The organism is Paenibacillus sp. GM2FR, assembly GCF_002803325.1.
GTDB lineage: Bacteria > Bacillota > Bacilli > Paenibacillales > Paenibacillaceae > Paenibacillus_AQ > Paenibacillus_AQ lautus.
In genome coordinates this window covers 3,575,825-3,591,867 of sequence record NZ_MKZM01000008.1, presented here as the reverse complement: position 1 = coordinate 3,591,867, position 16,043 = coordinate 3,575,825, and the positions used below count along the sequence as shown (strand labels likewise).

The 16,043-nt window shown below is 52.7% G+C and carries 17 protein-coding genes; 14 read left to right on the top strand and 3 right to left on the bottom strand.

From position 1 onward, the window contains the following. Positions 1–24: 24 nt before the first annotated feature. The 3 genes from PAEVO_RS16285 (at position 25) to PAEVO_RS16275 (ending at position 3,363) form a co-directional block, all read left to right on the top strand. The gene (locus PAEVO_RS16285) at positions 25–1,356 is read left to right on the top strand and encodes a DNA polymerase IV (RefSeq protein WP_100538477.1); all 1,332 of its coding nucleotides are present in this window, start codon (positions 25–27) and stop codon (positions 1,354–1,356) included. Positions 1,357–1,541: 185 nt separating this feature from the next. Then, positions 1,542–1,781 (top strand): ferredoxin, encoded by a 240-nt coding sequence (locus PAEVO_RS16280; protein ID WP_009594795.1) that lies wholly within the window; start codon positions 1,542–1,544, stop codon positions 1,779–1,781. 169 nt (positions 1,782–1,950) lie between these two features. Beyond that, positions 1,951–3,363 (top strand): L,D-transpeptidase, encoded by a 1,413-nt coding sequence (locus tag PAEVO_RS16275; protein WP_100538476.1) that lies wholly within the window; start codon positions 1,951–1,953, stop codon positions 3,361–3,363. Here the strand turns inward: PAEVO_RS16275 and PAEVO_RS33870 are convergent. Continuing rightward, positions 3,360–3,497, bottom strand: a complete 138-nt coding sequence (locus tag PAEVO_RS33870) for a hypothetical protein (RefSeq protein WP_015736685.1) — start codon at positions 3,495–3,497, stop codon at positions 3,360–3,362. The genes PAEVO_RS16275 and PAEVO_RS33870 overlap by 4 nt on opposite strands. Before the next feature lie 198 nt (positions 3,498–3,695). Between PAEVO_RS33870 and PAEVO_RS16270 the strand changes: the two genes are divergently transcribed. Genes PAEVO_RS16270 through PAEVO_RS16260 form a run of 3 tightly spaced genes read left to right on the top strand, consistent with a single transcriptional unit; the run spans position 3,696 to position 6,061 of the window. Beyond that, a complete protein-coding gene (locus PAEVO_RS16270; RefSeq protein ID WP_207797508.1) occupies positions 3,696–4,790 on the top strand; it encodes a quinone-dependent dihydroorotate dehydrogenase in 1,095 nt (364 codons plus the stop codon). A 25-nt stretch (positions 4,791–4,815) separates the two neighbouring features. Beyond that, complete coding sequence (gene yjbM / locus PAEVO_RS16265; protein ID WP_076325749.1) at positions 4,816–5,628, top strand: GTP diphosphokinase; 813 nt, start codon at positions 4,816–4,818, stop codon at positions 5,626–5,628. Further along, positions 5,618–6,061: a DUF309 domain-containing protein gene (locus PAEVO_RS16260; RefSeq protein WP_100538474.1), complete on the top strand. Its 444-nt coding sequence runs from the start codon at positions 5,618–5,620 to the stop codon at positions 6,059–6,061. Before yjbM ends, PAEVO_RS16260 begins: the two co-directional genes overlap by 11 nt. An 83-nt stretch (positions 6,062–6,144) precedes the next feature. On the opposite strand, the gene PAEVO_RS16255 is transcribed toward PAEVO_RS16260, so the two are convergent. After that, positions 6,145–6,600, bottom strand: coding sequence for a PCYCGC motif-containing (lipo)protein (locus PAEVO_RS16255; protein ID WP_100538473.1), 456 nt, complete (start codon positions 6,598–6,600; stop codon positions 6,145–6,147). Next, complete coding sequence (locus PAEVO_RS16250) at positions 6,597–7,124, bottom strand: thioredoxin family protein (RefSeq protein ID WP_100538472.1); 528 nt, start codon at positions 7,122–7,124, stop codon at positions 6,597–6,599. The genes PAEVO_RS16255 and PAEVO_RS16250 overlap by 4 nt, the downstream gene beginning before the upstream one ends. A gap of 159 nt (positions 7,125–7,283) precedes the next feature. On the opposite strand from PAEVO_RS16250, the gene PAEVO_RS16245 reads away from it, so the two are divergent. The 8 genes from PAEVO_RS16245 (at position 7,284) to dhbC (ending at position 16,041) form a co-directional block, all read left to right on the top strand. Beyond that, a complete protein-coding gene (locus PAEVO_RS16245; protein WP_100538471.1) occupies positions 7,284–8,888 on the top strand; it encodes an RsmB/NOP family class I SAM-dependent RNA methyltransferase in 1,605 nt (534 codons plus the stop codon). After that, positions 8,885–9,640, top strand: a complete 756-nt coding sequence (locus PAEVO_RS16240) for a pseudouridine synthase (RefSeq protein WP_100538470.1) — start codon at positions 8,885–8,887, stop codon at positions 9,638–9,640. The genes PAEVO_RS16245 and PAEVO_RS16240 overlap by 4 nt, the downstream gene beginning before the upstream one ends. 38 nt (positions 9,641–9,678) lie before the next feature. Beyond that, positions 9,679–10,479: a Cof-type HAD-IIB family hydrolase gene (locus tag PAEVO_RS16235; protein ID WP_100538469.1), complete on the top strand. Its 801-nt coding sequence runs from the start codon at positions 9,679–9,681 to the stop codon at positions 10,477–10,479. A 260-nt stretch (positions 10,480–10,739) separates the two neighbouring features. Further along, entirely contained in the window at positions 10,740–11,954 is a 1,215-nt protein-coding gene (locus PAEVO_RS16230; protein WP_100538468.1) for an ABC transporter substrate-binding protein, read from the top strand. A 48-nt stretch (positions 11,955–12,002) separates the two neighbouring features. Then, positions 12,003–13,073: an ABC transporter substrate-binding protein gene (locus PAEVO_RS16225; RefSeq protein ID WP_100538467.1), complete on the top strand. Its 1,071-nt coding sequence runs from the start codon at positions 12,003–12,005 to the stop codon at positions 13,071–13,073. An 11-nt stretch (positions 13,074–13,084) separates the two neighbouring features. Continuing rightward, on the top strand, positions 13,085–13,927 hold the full coding sequence (locus tag PAEVO_RS16220; protein ID WP_100538466.1) for an alpha/beta hydrolase: 843 nt from the start codon (positions 13,085–13,087) through the stop codon (positions 13,925–13,927). Between the two features lie 13 nt (positions 13,928–13,940). Beyond that, positions 13,941–14,726 (top strand): 2,3-dihydro-2,3-dihydroxybenzoate dehydrogenase, encoded by a 786-nt coding sequence (locus tag PAEVO_RS16215; RefSeq protein ID WP_100538465.1) that lies wholly within the window; start codon positions 13,941–13,943, stop codon positions 14,724–14,726. Positions 14,727–14,796: 70 nt separating this feature from the next. Then, a complete protein-coding gene (gene dhbC / locus PAEVO_RS16210) occupies positions 14,797–16,041 on the top strand; it encodes an isochorismate synthase DhbC (RefSeq protein WP_100538464.1) in 1,245 nt (414 codons plus the stop codon). Positions 16,042–16,043 lie beyond the last annotated feature (2 nt).

Sequence of the window (16,043 nt, the reverse complement as noted above, 5' to 3'; positions counted from 1 at the left end):
ACCAAAAGAAAGAAGGAATTCTGCGTGGGACATATCGACAATTATTATCCGGCCAGCGGCCGCGTTATACTTCATGTGGATATGAATGCATTCTATTGTTCTGTACACGAAGCGGAGGAGCCGGAGCGCTACCGGGGCAAACCCACGGCTGTTGCAGGCAGCATCGAGCTGCGAAAAGGCGTCATTGTTACCTGCTCCTATGCGGCACGGTCGCTCGGGATCCGCACTGGAATGAACGTGAGACAGGCGCTGCGGATTTACCCTGACCTGATGATCATCCAACCGAATTTTCATCTGTACCGCAAGTATTCCAATGCATTCATGAATATAGCTTATGCATATACGCCGCTGCTGGAAGCGACTTCGATTGACGAATGTTACCTGGATATAACGGGATCGAAGCAGTTCGGCACCCCCCTGGATATCGCCCGGGAGATCCAGGAGCGCATACGCGAGGAGCTGTCGCTGCCTTGCTCCGTCGGCATTGCTCCCAATAAACTGCTGGCCAAGATGGCCTCGGACATGAAAAAGCCCAACGGGCTGTCCGTGCTGCGGATACGGGATGTCCCGCAGGTGCTCTGGAACAGACCCTGTGCAGAGCTGTTCGGCATCGGGAGCAAGACCGCTGATAAGCTGCGTAAGCTGAACATCCAGACCATCGGACAGCTCGCCGCTGCCGATGAAGGCCTGCTGACCTCGACATTTGGCGTGATGGGGTCATGGATGAAACGGGCAGCCAGCGGCATCGACCATGCTCCTGTCAATGCGGAGCGGGAACAGAGCAAATCGATCGGACACACGACCACGCTCCCGCAGGATGTTACATCGGCGGAGGAGGCAAAAAGAGTGCTCCTGAATCTGAGCGATCAGGTAGCGCGCCGGCTCCGCAGGCAGGGTCTGATGACCAGCGGCATCCAGATTACGCTGCGCACACCGGATATGAAGACCATTACCAGGTCGAGGCATCTGGCCATCCCGACGGAAAATACCGAGGATATCTACCGGGAAGCGTGCGAGCTGTACCACCGGCATTGGAAGCAGGATAAGCCCCTCCGTCTTCTTGGCGTTACGCTGCAGCAGCTTATGGCGAAGGAGGAATCCGCCATTCAGCTGGATTTGTTCGATTACGAGAAACAGCCGAAGAAAGAATCGCTCACCCGGGTTATGGACGAGCTGCGCAATAAATTCGGTGAGAGTGCGGTGCTGACCGCCGGCATGCTGGGAGATGATCCGTCGTCTTTAATCCGCAACCATAAGCGGAGAGGAACATCTTTACAGATGGATTTTGCAAGGGATCTGGGGAACGAAAATAAAAATGCCGTCCAGCCAACCTCGAAGGACCCGGACATGGATTAGCCTTTTTTTGATAGTTGAAGCTCCTTCCATTCCTTAGAGCACAACTGATTTTTGTCGGAAAATGTTAGGAAATTTATTTGTATTCCTAAAAAAATTGTATTAATATATGTAGATGGTGGCGGGATACCGTCAGCTTATACTATGTTTATAGAGATGTTTATAGATATACAGGAGGAAGAGAGACTATGGCGAAGTTTACTTGGGTAGATAAAGATACCTGCATCGCTTGCGGCGCATGCGGCGCAACGGCACCCGATATTTACGATTACGACGACGAAGGCCTGGCAGAAGTCATTTTTGACGGAGACAACAACCGCGGGGTAACCGAAATTCCGGAAGATATGCATGACGATATGCTGGATGCATGCGACGGCTGCCCAACAGATTCAATTCGGATTGCAGACGAGCCGTTTAACGCAGAATAACCAGTACCGCTTTAAGCCCTGATATTCCATCTTGAACTTATACCGACGCCCTCTGCCCGACAAAGGCAGGGGGCGTTTTTTCGTAACCTTACAATTCATACATAATTGGAGCAATGATACCGATATACAGGATAATAGAGGTAAAAATGTCATAAAAGGAGGCTCCCGAATGAACAATTCGCTGTACCTCAAAAGGTATGTGGAGACGCATCCTGATAATAAAATGGCCTGGTACCTGCTGGGCAAGGAGTATGAGCAGGCCGGTGAACAAGGCAAGGCAAATTATTGCTATAACAAGGCCGAGGGGGTCTATGAAGCCTTCGAGCTTAGCCAGGTCCCTTCCGATATATGGAAAAATTACGAACAGCGCTTATTGGAGATGGAGAAGGACAAGGACCGCAGGCGAAAAAGAACCCGGCGTTTGCTTGCTGCGCTGGTGTTATTGCTGCTCGTATTTATTCCTCCGGCCCAGGCGCCGGGTTCCGTTCCCGGGGATGTGGCATCGGATGTGTTCCCGCCGAATGAGCCGGTATCCGCCTCGCCCGTTAACAAAGAGAAGCGGGATTCGCTTAAAGAACCGCTGTACACCGCCGTTACTTCCGGCCAGGGAAAGGATTCCGCCGGAGCCCTGTCCTTATTGCTCCGGCATCCGCAGGCATTGCCGAATTGGTCGGTTGCGCTTGGGATGAAGCCATCGGGCAAGTGGCTGTTATGGAGCAAGGACATGGAACGTTTATACGGATTGCATCGGGATGCTAAGGGCGCTATTGCGATCCAGCCATATGAAGGAGCTGCATTGGAGTGTGATTGCGAGCCTGCGGATAGTTCGCAGCTTAAGCGGAGCGCGGGGCAATGGGCGGATCTGCAAGTCGAGACGGCCGTGCTGCAGGAAGCGGTCAGCCAGTATAAGGCTCGGCATGGACGCCTGCCTAAAAGCTTGAATGAACTGACACGCCCGTATCCGAACAATTGGCTGTCCGGCCGTTCGAAAGCGATGGAGGAGATGTTTGGAGCTTTAATGAAGCAGCAAGCCCAAGGAACTGACGGCCCAGAGGACCAACCGGGACAGCAGTCGCCTGGGAACGAACCGGAAGAGCCTGGATATTGGGGGACTTCGCCGAACGGGGATCCTTTTTTTGAGCAGCCGCTTCAGGTCATCATTGACCGGAAACGTCATCGGCTGGCCGTCGTGAGCGGCACCGTCATGCTGCGCAATTATGCGGTCGGGCTCGGAGGAGTGAAAACGCCGCTGGGTGATTTTCATATCAATGACAAGGTTGTTAATCCGAACGGGACCACAAAGGGCCCCTATGGGACGCGGGGAATGCAGCTGTCCGATACGTTGTACGCGATACATGGTACGCTGGATGTGGACAGCATCGGAGCAAATGAATCTGAGGGCTGCATTCGTATGCTTAAGGAGGATGTAGAGGAGCTGTTTGATCTGGTTCCGATGGGAACCGTCGTGAAAATTCGGGAAGGGGTTCTGCCCGAGAGCCTGTGGACGCCGAAAGAGCGTTTTAAGCTCAAGCATGCCCAGGGGCAGACCAACCCGGGCAAGGTGTATCACTGGCTGGATTAAGGCTGGGCGATCACAATCAGAACGATAATCAGGATAATAAGAAGAGCAATGCCGGAGCTAATCCATAGTATGGCCTTCTTATTAACCTCTTCTTTTTTCTGCTGCAAGGTTGGAGGCTTACGTTTGGCTGACATGTCTTTCCCCTCTTTCTCTCATGATCGTTAAATATGATTTGTACAATCTTCCTTTATTGTAAGGGGTTTGTCCCGAAATTGCCATATCGCTTTCTCGCCAGGACGAACGCCCCGGTTTACGCTGAAGAACTTTCTTTTTGAAACAGAAACGGATAAACTGAAGGATAGAGAAATAACTGGATGAGAGGAAGAGTGGATGTGCTGTACCGCAACATAGGCAAACCTATATTTTTTAAACTCGACCCCGAAAAAGCCCACCACCTTGTGGTTGGCGGCCTTGGACGTGCCTCCGGCGTGGTTGGCGCAGACGCTGTCATGCGAGGGATGTACGGTGTTAGCGAAACACCGGATTTGGCAGTGGACCTGTTCGGTCTTCATTTCCCGACACCGGTCGGACTTGCCGCCGGATTGGATAAAAATGCTCAGGCCGTCAAAGGATTCTCCTCCATCGGCTTCGGATTTATGGAAGTAGGCACGGTGACCCCGAAGGGACAACCGGGCAACGAACAGCCGCGCTTGTTCCGCCTTCCTCCGGACGAGGCACTCATCAACCGGATGGGCTTCAATAACGAAGGGGCCGAGGCGATGGCAAAAAGGCTGTCTGGACTCAAGGAACGCCGTATTCCGGTTGCCGTCAACATCGGGAAGAACAAGGCGACCCCGAACGAGAAAGCCAACGGTGATTACGAAGCTTGCATTCAAGCTTTATTTCCGTATGGCGACTTTTTTGTTGTCAACATCAGTTCACCGAACACGCCGGATTTGCGCAGCCTTCAGCATGGGAGCGAATTGTCATCCTTGCTGGAGGCCGTAAAGAACGAAATGTCCCGCCAAGCCAAGATTCATGGAGGCGAGAAGGCCGTCCTGGTGAAGATTGCGCCGGATGTAAGCGATGAGGAACTGGAATTCATGGTAGATACGATTCGTGCAAGCGGGGTTTCCGGCATCATCGCCACGAATACGACGCTTTCGCGGAAGGGCCTGACGCACAGTAACGCCAAAGAAACCGGCGGCCTTAGCGGGAAACCGCTGCGTAACCGGTCAACGGAGATTGTATCCCGGATATATAAGCAGACCGGCGGTGCGCTTCCAATTATCGGGTCTGGCGGAATTTTTACGGCAAGTGATGCTTATGACAAAATACGCGCGGGCGCAAGCCTGGTGGAAATTTATACAGCACTTATCTATGAAGGGCCTGAGGTGAACCGCAAGCTTCATTCCGGTCTCCGGGAGCTGCTTGCACGGGATGGCTTCAGCCATATTTCCGAAGCCGTCGGGGCTAATCATCGGTAAAGGGGTAAAGACAGGAGGCAAGGCGATGGACGTTAGAGACTGGGGGACATTTTTGCTTCCGTATGAGCAGACCGTTGAGGAATTGAAGGTTAAATTCAAGACGATGCGTTCCGAACTGAAAAAGCGGGAGGAATACGCACCTATCGAATTCGTAACGGGTCGGGTCAAACGGATCTCGAGCATACTGGACAAGGCGAAACGCCTCGATGTGCCGATGGACGAGTTGGAAACCGGGATTGAGGATATCGCAGGCATTCGGATTATGTGTCAGTTCGTGGAGGATATCCGGCGGGTAGCCGAATATATCCGGGCACGGAAAGACCTGACCGTATTATATGAGAAAGATTACATTACCAATTTCAAAGAGAGCGGCTATCGGAGCTTTCATATGATTATCGAGTATCCGGTGCAGACGGCTCTGGGGCAAAAGAAAGTGCTTGCCGAAATTCAGATCCGTACGCTGGCCATGAATTTCTGGGCGACGATTGAGCACTCGCTTAGCTACAAGTACCGGGAAAGTCTGCCGGATGACATTCGGGCACGGCTGAAGAAAGCCGGAGAAGCGGCGAATACGCTGGATACGGAAATGTCGAGCATCCGGGAGGATATATTGGAGGCGCAGCGGCAGTTCGAGGACGATTCCAATATTACGACACAGGTGCTGAACGCGATACACAAGCTGTATTTCTTCCACCTGGTCAACGAGGCGATTGCTTTTCAGAGCCGGTTTAATGCGATATTTCAGGATCATGACATGGATGCGATGAAGGTGCTTCTGGACGAGGTGAAGGAGCTGCTGGCCGAAGCCAAGAAGAAAGTAAACGAACATGAGTTATGAACCGCTGTATGTCGCTTACCTCGTCTACTTTAACCGGGATCAAGACTACTTTGAATGCCATGAGGTGCTTGAGGAACTGTGGCTCGCGCGGGAGCGGGATCCCAGGTATAAGGGGCTTTTGCAAGTGGCTGTCGGGCTTTTTCATTTCCGGAACAACAACGTAAGAGGAGCATACAAAATGTTCACAAGCGCTGTATCCCGCCTCGAGGGTTATCCCGGCGATGAGCTGGGGATCTCGATGGGGAAGCTGGTGAGCGAAGTGCGGGAATCCGCCAAACAGCTGTCGTCGTATAGCGTTCATCCATTCCCCTATAGGGATTTGACGATCGAAATTGGGGATACTGAGCTTAAGCAGGCAGTTCAGTTGGCATCGGAGCGCATCCAGCCGAACATTCCGCAGCGGCGAAAGCCGGAGCGGGCACATTCCAAGTAACCCAAGGAACAAGTGAAAAAAGAGCTGCCCGTCTGTAGAGGGATCTACTTTTGGGCAGCTCTTTTTTGTATGACCGTACAGAATCAGGATTCGGTACCTTTATATTTGTCATCGATGAACTGTTTGATTTCGTCGACGGATTTTCCTTCATCATGGAGCCGTTTGGCATCCTGCAGCTCGGTCAGGCAGATGCCGCACTGGGCGCCATGGTCCGTCCATTTGACTTCGCCGTCCTTGTTCTCGGCAATGAAGCAGCGGTGGAGGGAATCATGGTAGCCGTTCTCCTCATCCATGCAGCCGCAATAACATTTGATTTCCTTGATGATGTCCTCTAGTTCGCCGACCGTGGCATAGGTTGCCTGCGTATTGTCGGTATAACTCGACAAGAACTCCGGCATAACCGTCAAGCTGGCCGTTGTCTCATATCGTTCCGAATCGGCGCCGTGCTGATGCCCGGCAGCGGATTCTTTACCGCCGCATGCGGTCAGCAGCATGCCTGAAATGACGAAGGTAAAGAGGATGGCGCGAGTGCGGTTCATTTCGTCACGCTCCCTTTATACTTATCCAGGAATTGCTTGAAATCATCGATGGAGTAGCCTTCACTGGAACCTTCCGGTTTCAATCCGCCGACCATGCGTTCTTTCTCTGCACCGTTCTCGAAGTAGACCAGCGTCGGGGTAAACTCGATGTTGTACTCTCTCCAGCCTTCCTGATACTCGCGAAGATTGTACTGGTGCATCGTAATGCCGGCATCATCCGCCAAAGGCATCAGTTCCGGGGTCGTCGCACGGCAGTGCGGACAGTCGGATGCAAAGAAGTACACAAAGAAGTTCTCTTTGTTGTCGACCTTGCTCTTCAGCTGATCCGGCAATATAATTTGCTGGTAGTTCGGATCATTAAGGAGCTCTTGCGTAGCCGGGTTCAGGCTGGAGACCTTCTTGCCGCCGTACAATTCGCTTGCTTCTCCTTGACCGTTCAAGAAAATGAGTGCAGCAATCAATAAGACGAAGACTCCGCCGAAGGCGTATAGTGCGGTGTATTTATTCTTTTTTTTGCGGTTCATGGATCCACCCCCTAATGATTAATAATAAATAAGGACTTGTCCTTTTTAATGTAGTTTATTATACAATATTAAAAGTCGGAGCGGAACATGCGAATGTTTGCTTCAACACGGTGAAAATATACTTCAAACGATACGATACAGAACAGGTAGGTACTATGTATGGCATTACGACTGCCCTCGCCGTTTCTGGCGAAGATGAAATCGCTGCTCGGCGAAAACTATGACAATTTTATGAAGTCTTATGAACAAGCCCCGAATGCGGGCATTCGGGTGAATACCCTGAAGATCAGCAGAGAGGAATTCATGAAGTTGTCCCCCTTTGATCTTGCCCCCATCCCCTGGTGTTCAACCGGTTATTATACTCAGGCTGGTGAACGTCCGGGACGGCATCCTTACTATCATGCGGGGTTATATTATATCCAGGAGCCAAGCGCCATGGCTCCGGTCGAACTGCTTGGCGTAACGCCGGGAGATCGGGTGCTGGATCTGTGCGCGGCTCCCGGCGGCAAATCTACGCAGATTGCGGCAAAGCTGAATGGGCAGGGGGTATTGGTCAGCAATGATCTTCATCCGGACCGCACCAAAGCGCTTGCCAAAAACTTGGAGATGTACGGCGTACGGAACGCCGTGGTGCTCAATGAGGATCCGGAGCGGATCGCAGGTGCATTCCCCGGATTTTTCTCCAAAATATTGATCGATGCCCCCTGCTCCGGCGAAGGGATGTTCCGCAAAGACGAATCCATGCTGAAGTACTGGGAAGAATCGTCTCCGCTCAAGTTTGCGGAGATGCAGCGGGACATCCTGAAATCGGCTGCTGCCATGCTCCGACCGGGAGGTCGGCTGGTGTATTCTACCTGTACCTTCTCGCCGGAGGAGAATGAAGGGATGATTGCGGAGTTTCTGAATGAGCAGCCGGATTTTTACGTGATCCCGGTGGATCATTCGGAATCTTTTTCTCCGGGGGAAACGAACTGGATGACGGGACAGGAAGATGTGAAGGAGGACGTGCTGAAGCAGCTTTCCGGGACCGCAAGACTGTGGCCGCATAAGGTCAGAGGCGAAGGGCATTTCATGGCTGTGCTTCAGCGGGAAGGCGAGCCGGACATGCATGAGGCTGAACGGGAACAAGCTCCACTATTCAAGCCAGACGCCTTGGTCAATGGGTCGCTTGCTGTAACTTCCCGCACAGAGCACGCCCGTGAGCGTAAAGGAAAAGCGGCCCTTCGGGAGGAGCGCCCGGGTAAAGCAGGGAAATACGGTAAAGGTGCAGCGCGCCAACAGGGATCCCGCCGGAGCGGAGCAGATTCTCCATCGGGTTCGATTGCGATCAATCTGTTCCAAGCCTTTATCCGCGAGCAGCTGGATATGAAGCTGACCGGCTATCCCGTAATCTACGGGAACCATGTGTATGTCTCGCCCCTGCCGGAAGACCGGCTGAAGCAGCTTAAAGTGATTCGTCCCGGATGGTATATGGGACAGTTGAAGAATGAACGGTTTATACCTGGACATCCCTTGGCTACAGCGCTTCAAGCGGATGAGGCTGTCAGATATGTCAGCCTGTCCTCCGAGGACGGAGAAGCGGTCCGGTATTTGAAAGGGGAAACCTTGTCGATTCCGGAAGAGCGCGTGATTTGTCGATCGGGTGCTGAAGCGAAGGGTTATGTGTTAGTGTGTATAGACGGATACTCGGCCGGTTGGGGCAAATGGCAGGCAGGAATATTGAAGAATGAGTATCCGGCAGGGTGGAGGTGGACATCGGTATGAGTGCTAAAGGCAAAAAAACAACGCAAAGATTGGACAAGGTGTTATCCAATCTTGGATTCGGCTCGCGGGCCGAATTGAAGAAAAAGGCCAAACAAGGGAGCATCGTGGTCAACGGAACGGTAATGAAGGACCCCGGTAAACATGTTGATCCTTATACGGATATCATTGAGTTTGAGGGAGAGACCGTGCAATATCGGGAATTCGTGTATCTCATGCTGCACAAACCTCCGGGCGTCATTTCGGCGACCGAGGATCTTCGTGACCGTACGGTGCTGGATCTTCTGGATGAGGAATACCTGATCTTCGAGCCGTTTCCGGTGGGCAGATTGGATAAGGACACGGAAGGACTGCTGCTGCTTACGAATGATGGTAAATTAGCTCATGAGCTGTTATCGCCCCGGAAGCATATTCCGAAAACCTATGAAGCGATTGTAGAGGGCTGGGTGGACGATGAGGATGTGCGGTTGTTTGCTGCGGGTGTTACCTTAGATGACGGATACGTGACCTTGCCCGGCGAGCTGGTGATCCATTCCCATGAGGAACGAGGCGACGGTGTCCAGCTGTCCCGCATCTCGCTGACGATCCATGAAGGCAAATTTCATCAGGTCAAGCGGATGTTTGAAGCAGTAGGCAAAAAAGTCGTTTATCTCAAAAGAGTCAGCATGGGCGAGCTTCGATTGGATGAAAATCTTGAAATCGGGACGTACCGGGAGCTGACCGAACAAGAACTGTCTTTGCTCGGAAGGGCATGATCACGATAGAGAAATAGAGACTAAAGGATGGATGGAGAATGGCATACAAATTGGTAGCACTTGATGTGGATGGAACTCTGCTGAATGATGATCATGAAATCACGGAGAAAACGCGGAACACCGTGATGGAAGCCGCAAAACAAGGAGTGGAAATTGTACTGTGCACAGGCAGAGGACCGCTGAATTCGATTCCTTTTATGAAAAGCATGGGTCTAGGCGGTTATGTCATCAGTCATAACGGTGCGGCAACGGTAGAAGTGGAGACCCATAACATCGTTCATCAGTTCGGTATGGACCCGCTTCAGCTTGAGCCCTTCATGAAATACTGCCGTGAGCACGGGGTGCATTTTGACGTAAACACCGCATTCGAGATGTATGTGGACCAAGTGGAGGAACTTGCCGGCCCGGTGCGTTCGATGTACGAGAACTACTTGATGCTGCCAAGCAACTTACCGACATGGGAGGAGCTGTCAGACCCGGTCGTCAAATTTACCACCTTTGGTGAATCCGCCGATATTGACCGCGTTTACGCAGATTGGAGCCAGTGGACGCTTCCCTTCAACATGCTGCGAAGCGGAGAGTACTTCATCGATCTGATGCATCGTCAAGCATCCAAGGGAAGCGCGCTTCAGCAGCTGGCAGCAAGAAGAGGTTATGAGCCGGACGAGGTGCTTGCCATCGGCAATTATTTCAACGATATTACGATGCTGACCTACGCAGGGATGGGGATTGCGATGGATAACTCTCCGGTCGAGGTCAAGGCTGCAGCCAATGCGGTGACAACTTCGAACAATGAGGACGGCGTACACGAGGCACTGGTGAAATACTGCTTGTCGTAAATCGACTGTATTATGAATGAGAACCCGCCACAGGACACTTGGACAAAGTGCCTGATGACGGGTTTTTTGCGTGGTTTGGAGCCTGTTAACAGGTTTCACTAAGAGCATGGGGACAAGCATTTCCTTCCAAATTTGGATTGACACGCTGCAAATGGCATGCTATTTTTATCAGTGAAAATGATAATCATTATCAATTATTAAAGCTGGTAAACATGCCTGCATAGCCTGCAAATCGTTTTATCGTAAAAAGGAGGCAACTCATGCGTACGGAAGAAGAGCTGAACATAGATAGCGCATTGGATTTGGATCGTAGCGGAAGAACCAGCCTGGTTGAGATTAAGGAGTTTATCGATTGTCATTATAACGAGGCGTTAACCATTGGCCAACTGGCCGGAATGGCTAATATTTGTCCAAAGTATTTCGTGGACCTGTTTAAGAAGACATTCGGTCAGACCACGATTGATTACCTGACGCATGTCCGCATGAATCACGCCAAGCGTTACTTGGCTGAATCGGACGATCGGCTTCGGGATATTGCACAGCGAGTCGGTTATAAGGATGAGTTCTACTTCAGCCGTATCTTTAAAAAGAAGGTGGGCATTTCGCCGTCGGAATATGCCCGAAATTCGAGGCAGCTTATCGCGGCCTGTTCCTCTTCGATCATCGGGCAGCTGGTGGCGTTGAATGTCATTCCTGCCGCGGCGCCGCTTGACGCGAAGTGGACCCCATTTTACTACAATGCCTACAACTCGGAGATCAAGTCCCGCTTGAAATTGACGAACCCTTATCCGGACAGCCGCTTTGAGGAAAATATCGAGCAGCTATTCCGGGCCAAACCTGACGCCATTATCGGTATGGATCATCTCGGTCAAGAGGAAATCGCCAAGCTGGAGCCTATTGCCCCCACCTTAATTGTTCCGTCCCATGCAGGGTGGAGGAAGCAGCTGGAGACGATCGCAACATTCCTGAACAAAGAAGAACAGGCACACTCCTGGATCGAGCAGTATGAACGGAAAGTGGTGCATGCCCGCTCACGAATGCAGCAAGTGGTAGGAAATGAGCGTGTTGCCGCGCTGCGGATATATGGGCAAAGCCTCTATATATACGGTAACCGGGGCCTTGAGGAGGTGCTGTATCAGGATTTGCAGCTCCAGGAAGCCTGCGGACTGGATACCATGCGTAATCAACAGATCACGCTGGATGATTTGCTCCAGATCAATCCGGACCGGATCCTGATTGCGGTATGCCCTGAAGCCACATCACGCCGCTATTGGCTTGCACTTTTGCATTCTGCGAAATGGCATACACTCCGAGCTGTCGCTCGAGGCAGCGTCTATATGATCTCGTCCGATCCCTGGTTCGAATATTCGGCTCTTGCCGTGACGAGAATGCTGGACGAGGCATTGCTGCTGTTTACAGGAGATAGTCCAAACGGAGTTCTGGATAAAAGCCATGGTGAATCGTTTGCTACGTAATATATACTCGACTTAATTGAGAATCATTATCACAGGAGGAGATACATTGTGGCAGAACGTTTTAACCGTGGAAAAAGAAGTTGGAGGATCAAAACATCAGCACTTGTGTGCTGTGTTATCGTCATAGGCTTGTTGTCAGGCTGTGGGGGCAAGGCGGATTCCGAAGCAGCGGGCGGCGATCAGCCTGCAGCGAAGAAGGCTGCGGTTGAGACGTCCAGTAAGGTGGAGGGCAGCCAAACGTCGACGGAAGAAACAGGGACAAACAGTGAGGAGACGTCACCCAAGGAGGAGCGCACGGTAACGGATGAACTCGGGCATGAAGTGAAGATTCCGGCGGAGGTGAACAAAGTGTTTGCACCGAACATGGAGGATTCTTTGCTGAAGCTCGGCGTGAAGCCTGTGGCGCAATGGGCCAACGGCAAGATGGGACACACCTATTTGCAGCAGGAGCTGGACGGCGTCCCGCTGATTGATTTTTCAGGAGGCTTACCTTCACCTGAAGCCCTGATGTCCTATGAACCGGATCTCATCGTGCTTCATACCGAAACCTATGCTGCGGACGGTACATATGAGAAATATGCCAAAATCGCGCCAACGTATGTGTTTAAAAATGCTTCCGGTCATGTTGAGAAATCGCTGACCACCTTGGGGGAACTGCTTGGGAAAGCTTCGGAGGCCGAGACTGCCTTGAAAAATTATCAGCAAAAAGCAAGCGAAGCGAAGGCGAAGCTTCATTCCGTGGTGGGGGACAAGAACGTTGCCATCATTCGTTTTGCACCTAGAGGCGTCAGTTTGATGGGCGGAAATTATCTCTGCGGATATGTGATTCATCAGGATCTGGGACTGGGCAAGTCCAAGCTGGTCGAGAACGAGAATGCAGCTAACATCTCGCTGGAGATACTGCCACAGCTGGATGCGGACTATATTTTTGTCATTAACGCCTACGATCAGGGAACGGAACGCTTAAAGGAAATGACGGAAAGCCCGATCTGGAAGGGCATGCCGGCGGTCAAGAATGGGCAGGTGTATGAAGCGAATAACGAATACTGGCTGGGAAGCGGCCTTATTGCCTACGAGAAAATCGTGGATGATGTCGTTCGCTCCATCACGGGTCAATAGGGAGGCACTGCATGAGCAACCATACGCCTTACGTTGATATGATGCGGCGCAGCGTAGAGCTGCCCCATGCGGAGCATTGGGTGATGCGCTCGAGGGTAGGGCAGCGCCGCTACCGAATCATTGCGGCACAGCCGATGGGACCGGCCCCGCCGTCTGGATATCCGGTCATCTATTTACTGGACGGCAACAGCGTGTTTCACACGATGGTCGAAACACTGCGCCTACAGTGCCATAGGCCGGACAAAACTGGGATATTGCCGGCGGTCGTAGTCGGTATCGGTTACGAGACGGAGGGGCAGTATGCCCCGAATCGGTTCTATGATTACACGCCCTACCCCAACATGAAGTTCAAGAACAAGCTGGATGGGGGTTCCGTACCGGAACAGGGAGGAGCGGCTGAGTTCCTGCAATTCATCGAGGAGGAACTGAAACCGCAGATCGAGGGCGAGTTTAACATCGACCGCCGTCGCCAGACGATATTCGGTCATTCCCTAGGCGGGCTGTTCACGCTCTACGCCATGTTCGCTAAACCGCAGGCATTCTCGTGTTATATCGCGGGCAGCCCTTCTATTCACTGGAATCAGGAATATTTACAAGAGCTGGAGCAGCGCTTTGTCGAACGCGTCAAGGAAGAGCCATATCCTGTACGGTTGCTGCTTGGCGCAGGAGAGTTCGAGAGGTCCCATGTCACCGGCAATTGCATCAGCGCATCCCAACTCGCTGAACGCCTGGCTCTTCAGTCCGGGTATGGCATGCATGCCGAATTCAAGGAATTTGAAGGTGAAGGGCATTTGTCCGTGCTGCCTGTCCTCATCAGCAGAGCGTTACGGTTTGCCCTCCATCCTCAAGAATAAGGAGATGATCACCATGGAGAGTACAGGTATTAGAGGGAAAGTAGCCCTCGTGACCGGTGCAGCCCAAGGGATTGGCGAAGCGGTGGCACGAGCCCTTGCCCGGCAAGGAGCCGTTGTCGCGGCTTGCGACCGGAAGGAGGCCGAGTTGATCCGCCTTACGGCAGATCTATGCAGCTCAGGCGTACAGGCAGCGGCTTACAGGACGGATGTCAGCTGCAGTGCCGAGGTTGAAGCGATGGTCGAGCGGATTGAGGAGGAACTCGGTCCAATCGAGATTCTCGTTAACGTTGCCGGAGTGCTGCGAATCGGTGGGGTTGAGTCGCTTCGCGACGAGGATTGGCAGGCGCATTTCAACGTCAACACCCACGGCGTATTCTACACGTCACGCTCGGTCGTAAGGCGGATGGCGAGCCGTAATTCCGGAGCTATCGTGACCGTGAGCTCGAATGCATCCAAAGTTCCGCGGGCCCAGATGTCGGCTTATGCTGCTTCCAAGGCGGCGTCCACGATGTTTACGAAATGCTTGGGGCTCGAATATGCCCGTTATCATATCCGTTGTAACGTGGTTTCCCCCGGCTCTACGGATACCGAAATGCAGCGTTTGTTATGGAAGGATGATCAAGGTGCAGTTCCCATTATCGAGGGGGCGCCGGATTCCTTCCGCGTCGGCATACCGCTTGGTAAAATCGCCCTTCCTTCCGACATTGCGGATGCGGTCGTATTCCTCGTATCCGATCGGGCCGGGCACCTGACCATGCAGGACGTATGCGTGGATGGCGGCGCGACGCTAGGATGCTGAGCATTCGCGGATCTCATGATTTTCTAACTTCAATATACTAGGTAGGCTCATAAGCAGAGAGGAGACTGAAATGGTACACTATGATGCTCCAACCGCAGCCGAGGCTGCGCAACTTATGGAACAATACCGGGTCGGTTCGTCTTTCTTCTTCTCATCCCCGCGCAAGACGTTGTTAACGCATGGAGAGTATTCAAGGTTGCCGGTTCCCGCGGGGACCGATCACAGATCACTGCCGGAGCGCATCGTGGAACTGCTGGAATGTGCGAAGCAAGCGGGCCGGCCGGATGCCGTTGTTGTAGGCGCCATACCTTTTGACATTCAAAAACCGGCCAGTCTGTTTATTCCGCTAACGGCCCAGTGGCATGATTCCCTTCTATTCTCTGCAGGCAAGGCCCCGGAAATGCCCCGAATTTCCAGTTACAAGGTCCTTTCCGTTCCGGAGCCGGAGGCGTTCAAGGAAGGCGTGAACCGACTGCTGGAGCTCATTCGTCAAAAGAAACTCCATAAAGCGGTGCTTTCCCGAACGCTGGATATCACGCTTCCCCATGCCTTGTCCATTCCTCACCTATTGAATCATTTAGCGTACCATCACTCCCATGGCTATACGTTTGCCGTACCATTGGCACCCGAGTTGTCCCACACTTCAAGTCCGGATGCCGTTGCATCCACCAGGACGCTGTTTGGCGCAAGCCCGGAGCTGCTCGTTACGAAGAAGGGGCTGCGGATCAAAGGAAATCCGTTGGCGGGCTCTGCGGCGCGGAGTGCCGATCCCATTGAAGATCAGCGGCGGGCGGCAGCCCTACTGTCATCCGCCAAAGACCGATATGAACATGCCATCGTAATCGATGCCGTAGCATCGGCCTTGCAGCCTTATTGCAGCAAGCTGGAGGTTCCCGCCGAACCTTCGCTCGTACAGACAAAAGCCATGTGGCATCTGTCTACCGAAATCAACGGCGTCCTGAAGGATGAATCGATAACGTCATTGGAGCTTGCCCTGGCGATGCATCCGACGCCGGCAATCTGCGGCACGCCGACCGCTGCGGCCAGGGAGGTCATACAAGAGATCGAGCCGTTCGATCGCGGCTTCTATTCGGGAGCCGTTGGTTGGTCGGATGCCAACGGGGACGGCGAGTGGGCCGTGACGATTCGCTGCGCGGAAACGGAAGGAACCTTATTGCGGGTGTTCGCTGGGGCCGGAATCGTGACAGGCTCCATAGCGGAAGCCGAACTAGCCGAGACGTCAGCCAAATTCCGCACGATTCTGGCTGCCATGGGCTTGAATGAACAACAAACCACGATGTTGGAGGAGGAATGAGG

What these genes read in the sequence shown, in the direction of transcription:
- PAEVO_RS16250 (WP_100538472.1), bottom strand. Translation starts at nt 7,124, where the DNA reads ATGAACCGCAAAAAAAAGAATAAATACACCGCACTATACGCCTTCGGC.
- PAEVO_RS16255 (WP_100538473.1), bottom strand. Translation starts at nt 6,600, where the DNA reads ATGAACCGCACTCGCGCCATCCTCTTTACCTTCGTCATTTCAGGCATG.
- PAEVO_RS16230 (WP_100538468.1), top strand. Translation starts at nt 10,740, where the DNA reads ATGCGTACGGAAGAAGAGCTGAACATAGATAGCGCATTGGATTTGGAT.
- dhbC (WP_100538464.1), top strand. Translation starts at nt 14,797, where the DNA reads ATGGTACACTATGATGCTCCAACCGCAGCCGAGGCTGCGCAACTTATG.
- PAEVO_RS33870 (WP_015736685.1), bottom strand. Translation starts at nt 3,497, where the DNA reads ATGTCAGCCAAACGTAAGCCTCCAACCTTGCAGCAGAAAAAAGAAGAG.
- PAEVO_RS16245 (WP_100538471.1), top strand. Translation starts at nt 7,284, where the DNA reads ATGGCATTACGACTGCCCTCGCCGTTTCTGGCGAAGATGAAATCGCTG.
- PAEVO_RS16260 (WP_100538474.1), top strand. Translation starts at nt 5,618, where the DNA reads ATGAGTTATGAACCGCTGTATGTCGCTTACCTCGTCTACTTTAACCGG.
- PAEVO_RS16220 (WP_100538466.1), top strand. Translation starts at nt 13,085, where the DNA reads ATGAGCAACCATACGCCTTACGTTGATATGATGCGGCGCAGCGTAGAG.
- PAEVO_RS16215 (WP_100538465.1), top strand. Translation starts at nt 13,941, where the DNA reads ATGGAGAGTACAGGTATTAGAGGGAAAGTAGCCCTCGTGACCGGTGCA.
- PAEVO_RS16280 (WP_009594795.1), top strand. Translation starts at nt 1,542, where the DNA reads ATGGCGAAGTTTACTTGGGTAGATAAAGATACCTGCATCGCTTGCGGC.
- yjbM (WP_076325749.1), top strand. Translation starts at nt 4,816, where the DNA reads ATGGACGTTAGAGACTGGGGGACATTTTTGCTTCCGTATGAGCAGACC.
- PAEVO_RS16275 (WP_100538476.1), top strand. Translation starts at nt 1,951, where the DNA reads ATGAACAATTCGCTGTACCTCAAAAGGTATGTGGAGACGCATCCTGAT.
- PAEVO_RS16240 (WP_100538470.1), top strand. Translation starts at nt 8,885, where the DNA reads ATGAGTGCTAAAGGCAAAAAAACAACGCAAAGATTGGACAAGGTGTTA.
- PAEVO_RS16235 (WP_100538469.1), top strand. Translation starts at nt 9,679, where the DNA reads ATGGCATACAAATTGGTAGCACTTGATGTGGATGGAACTCTGCTGAAT.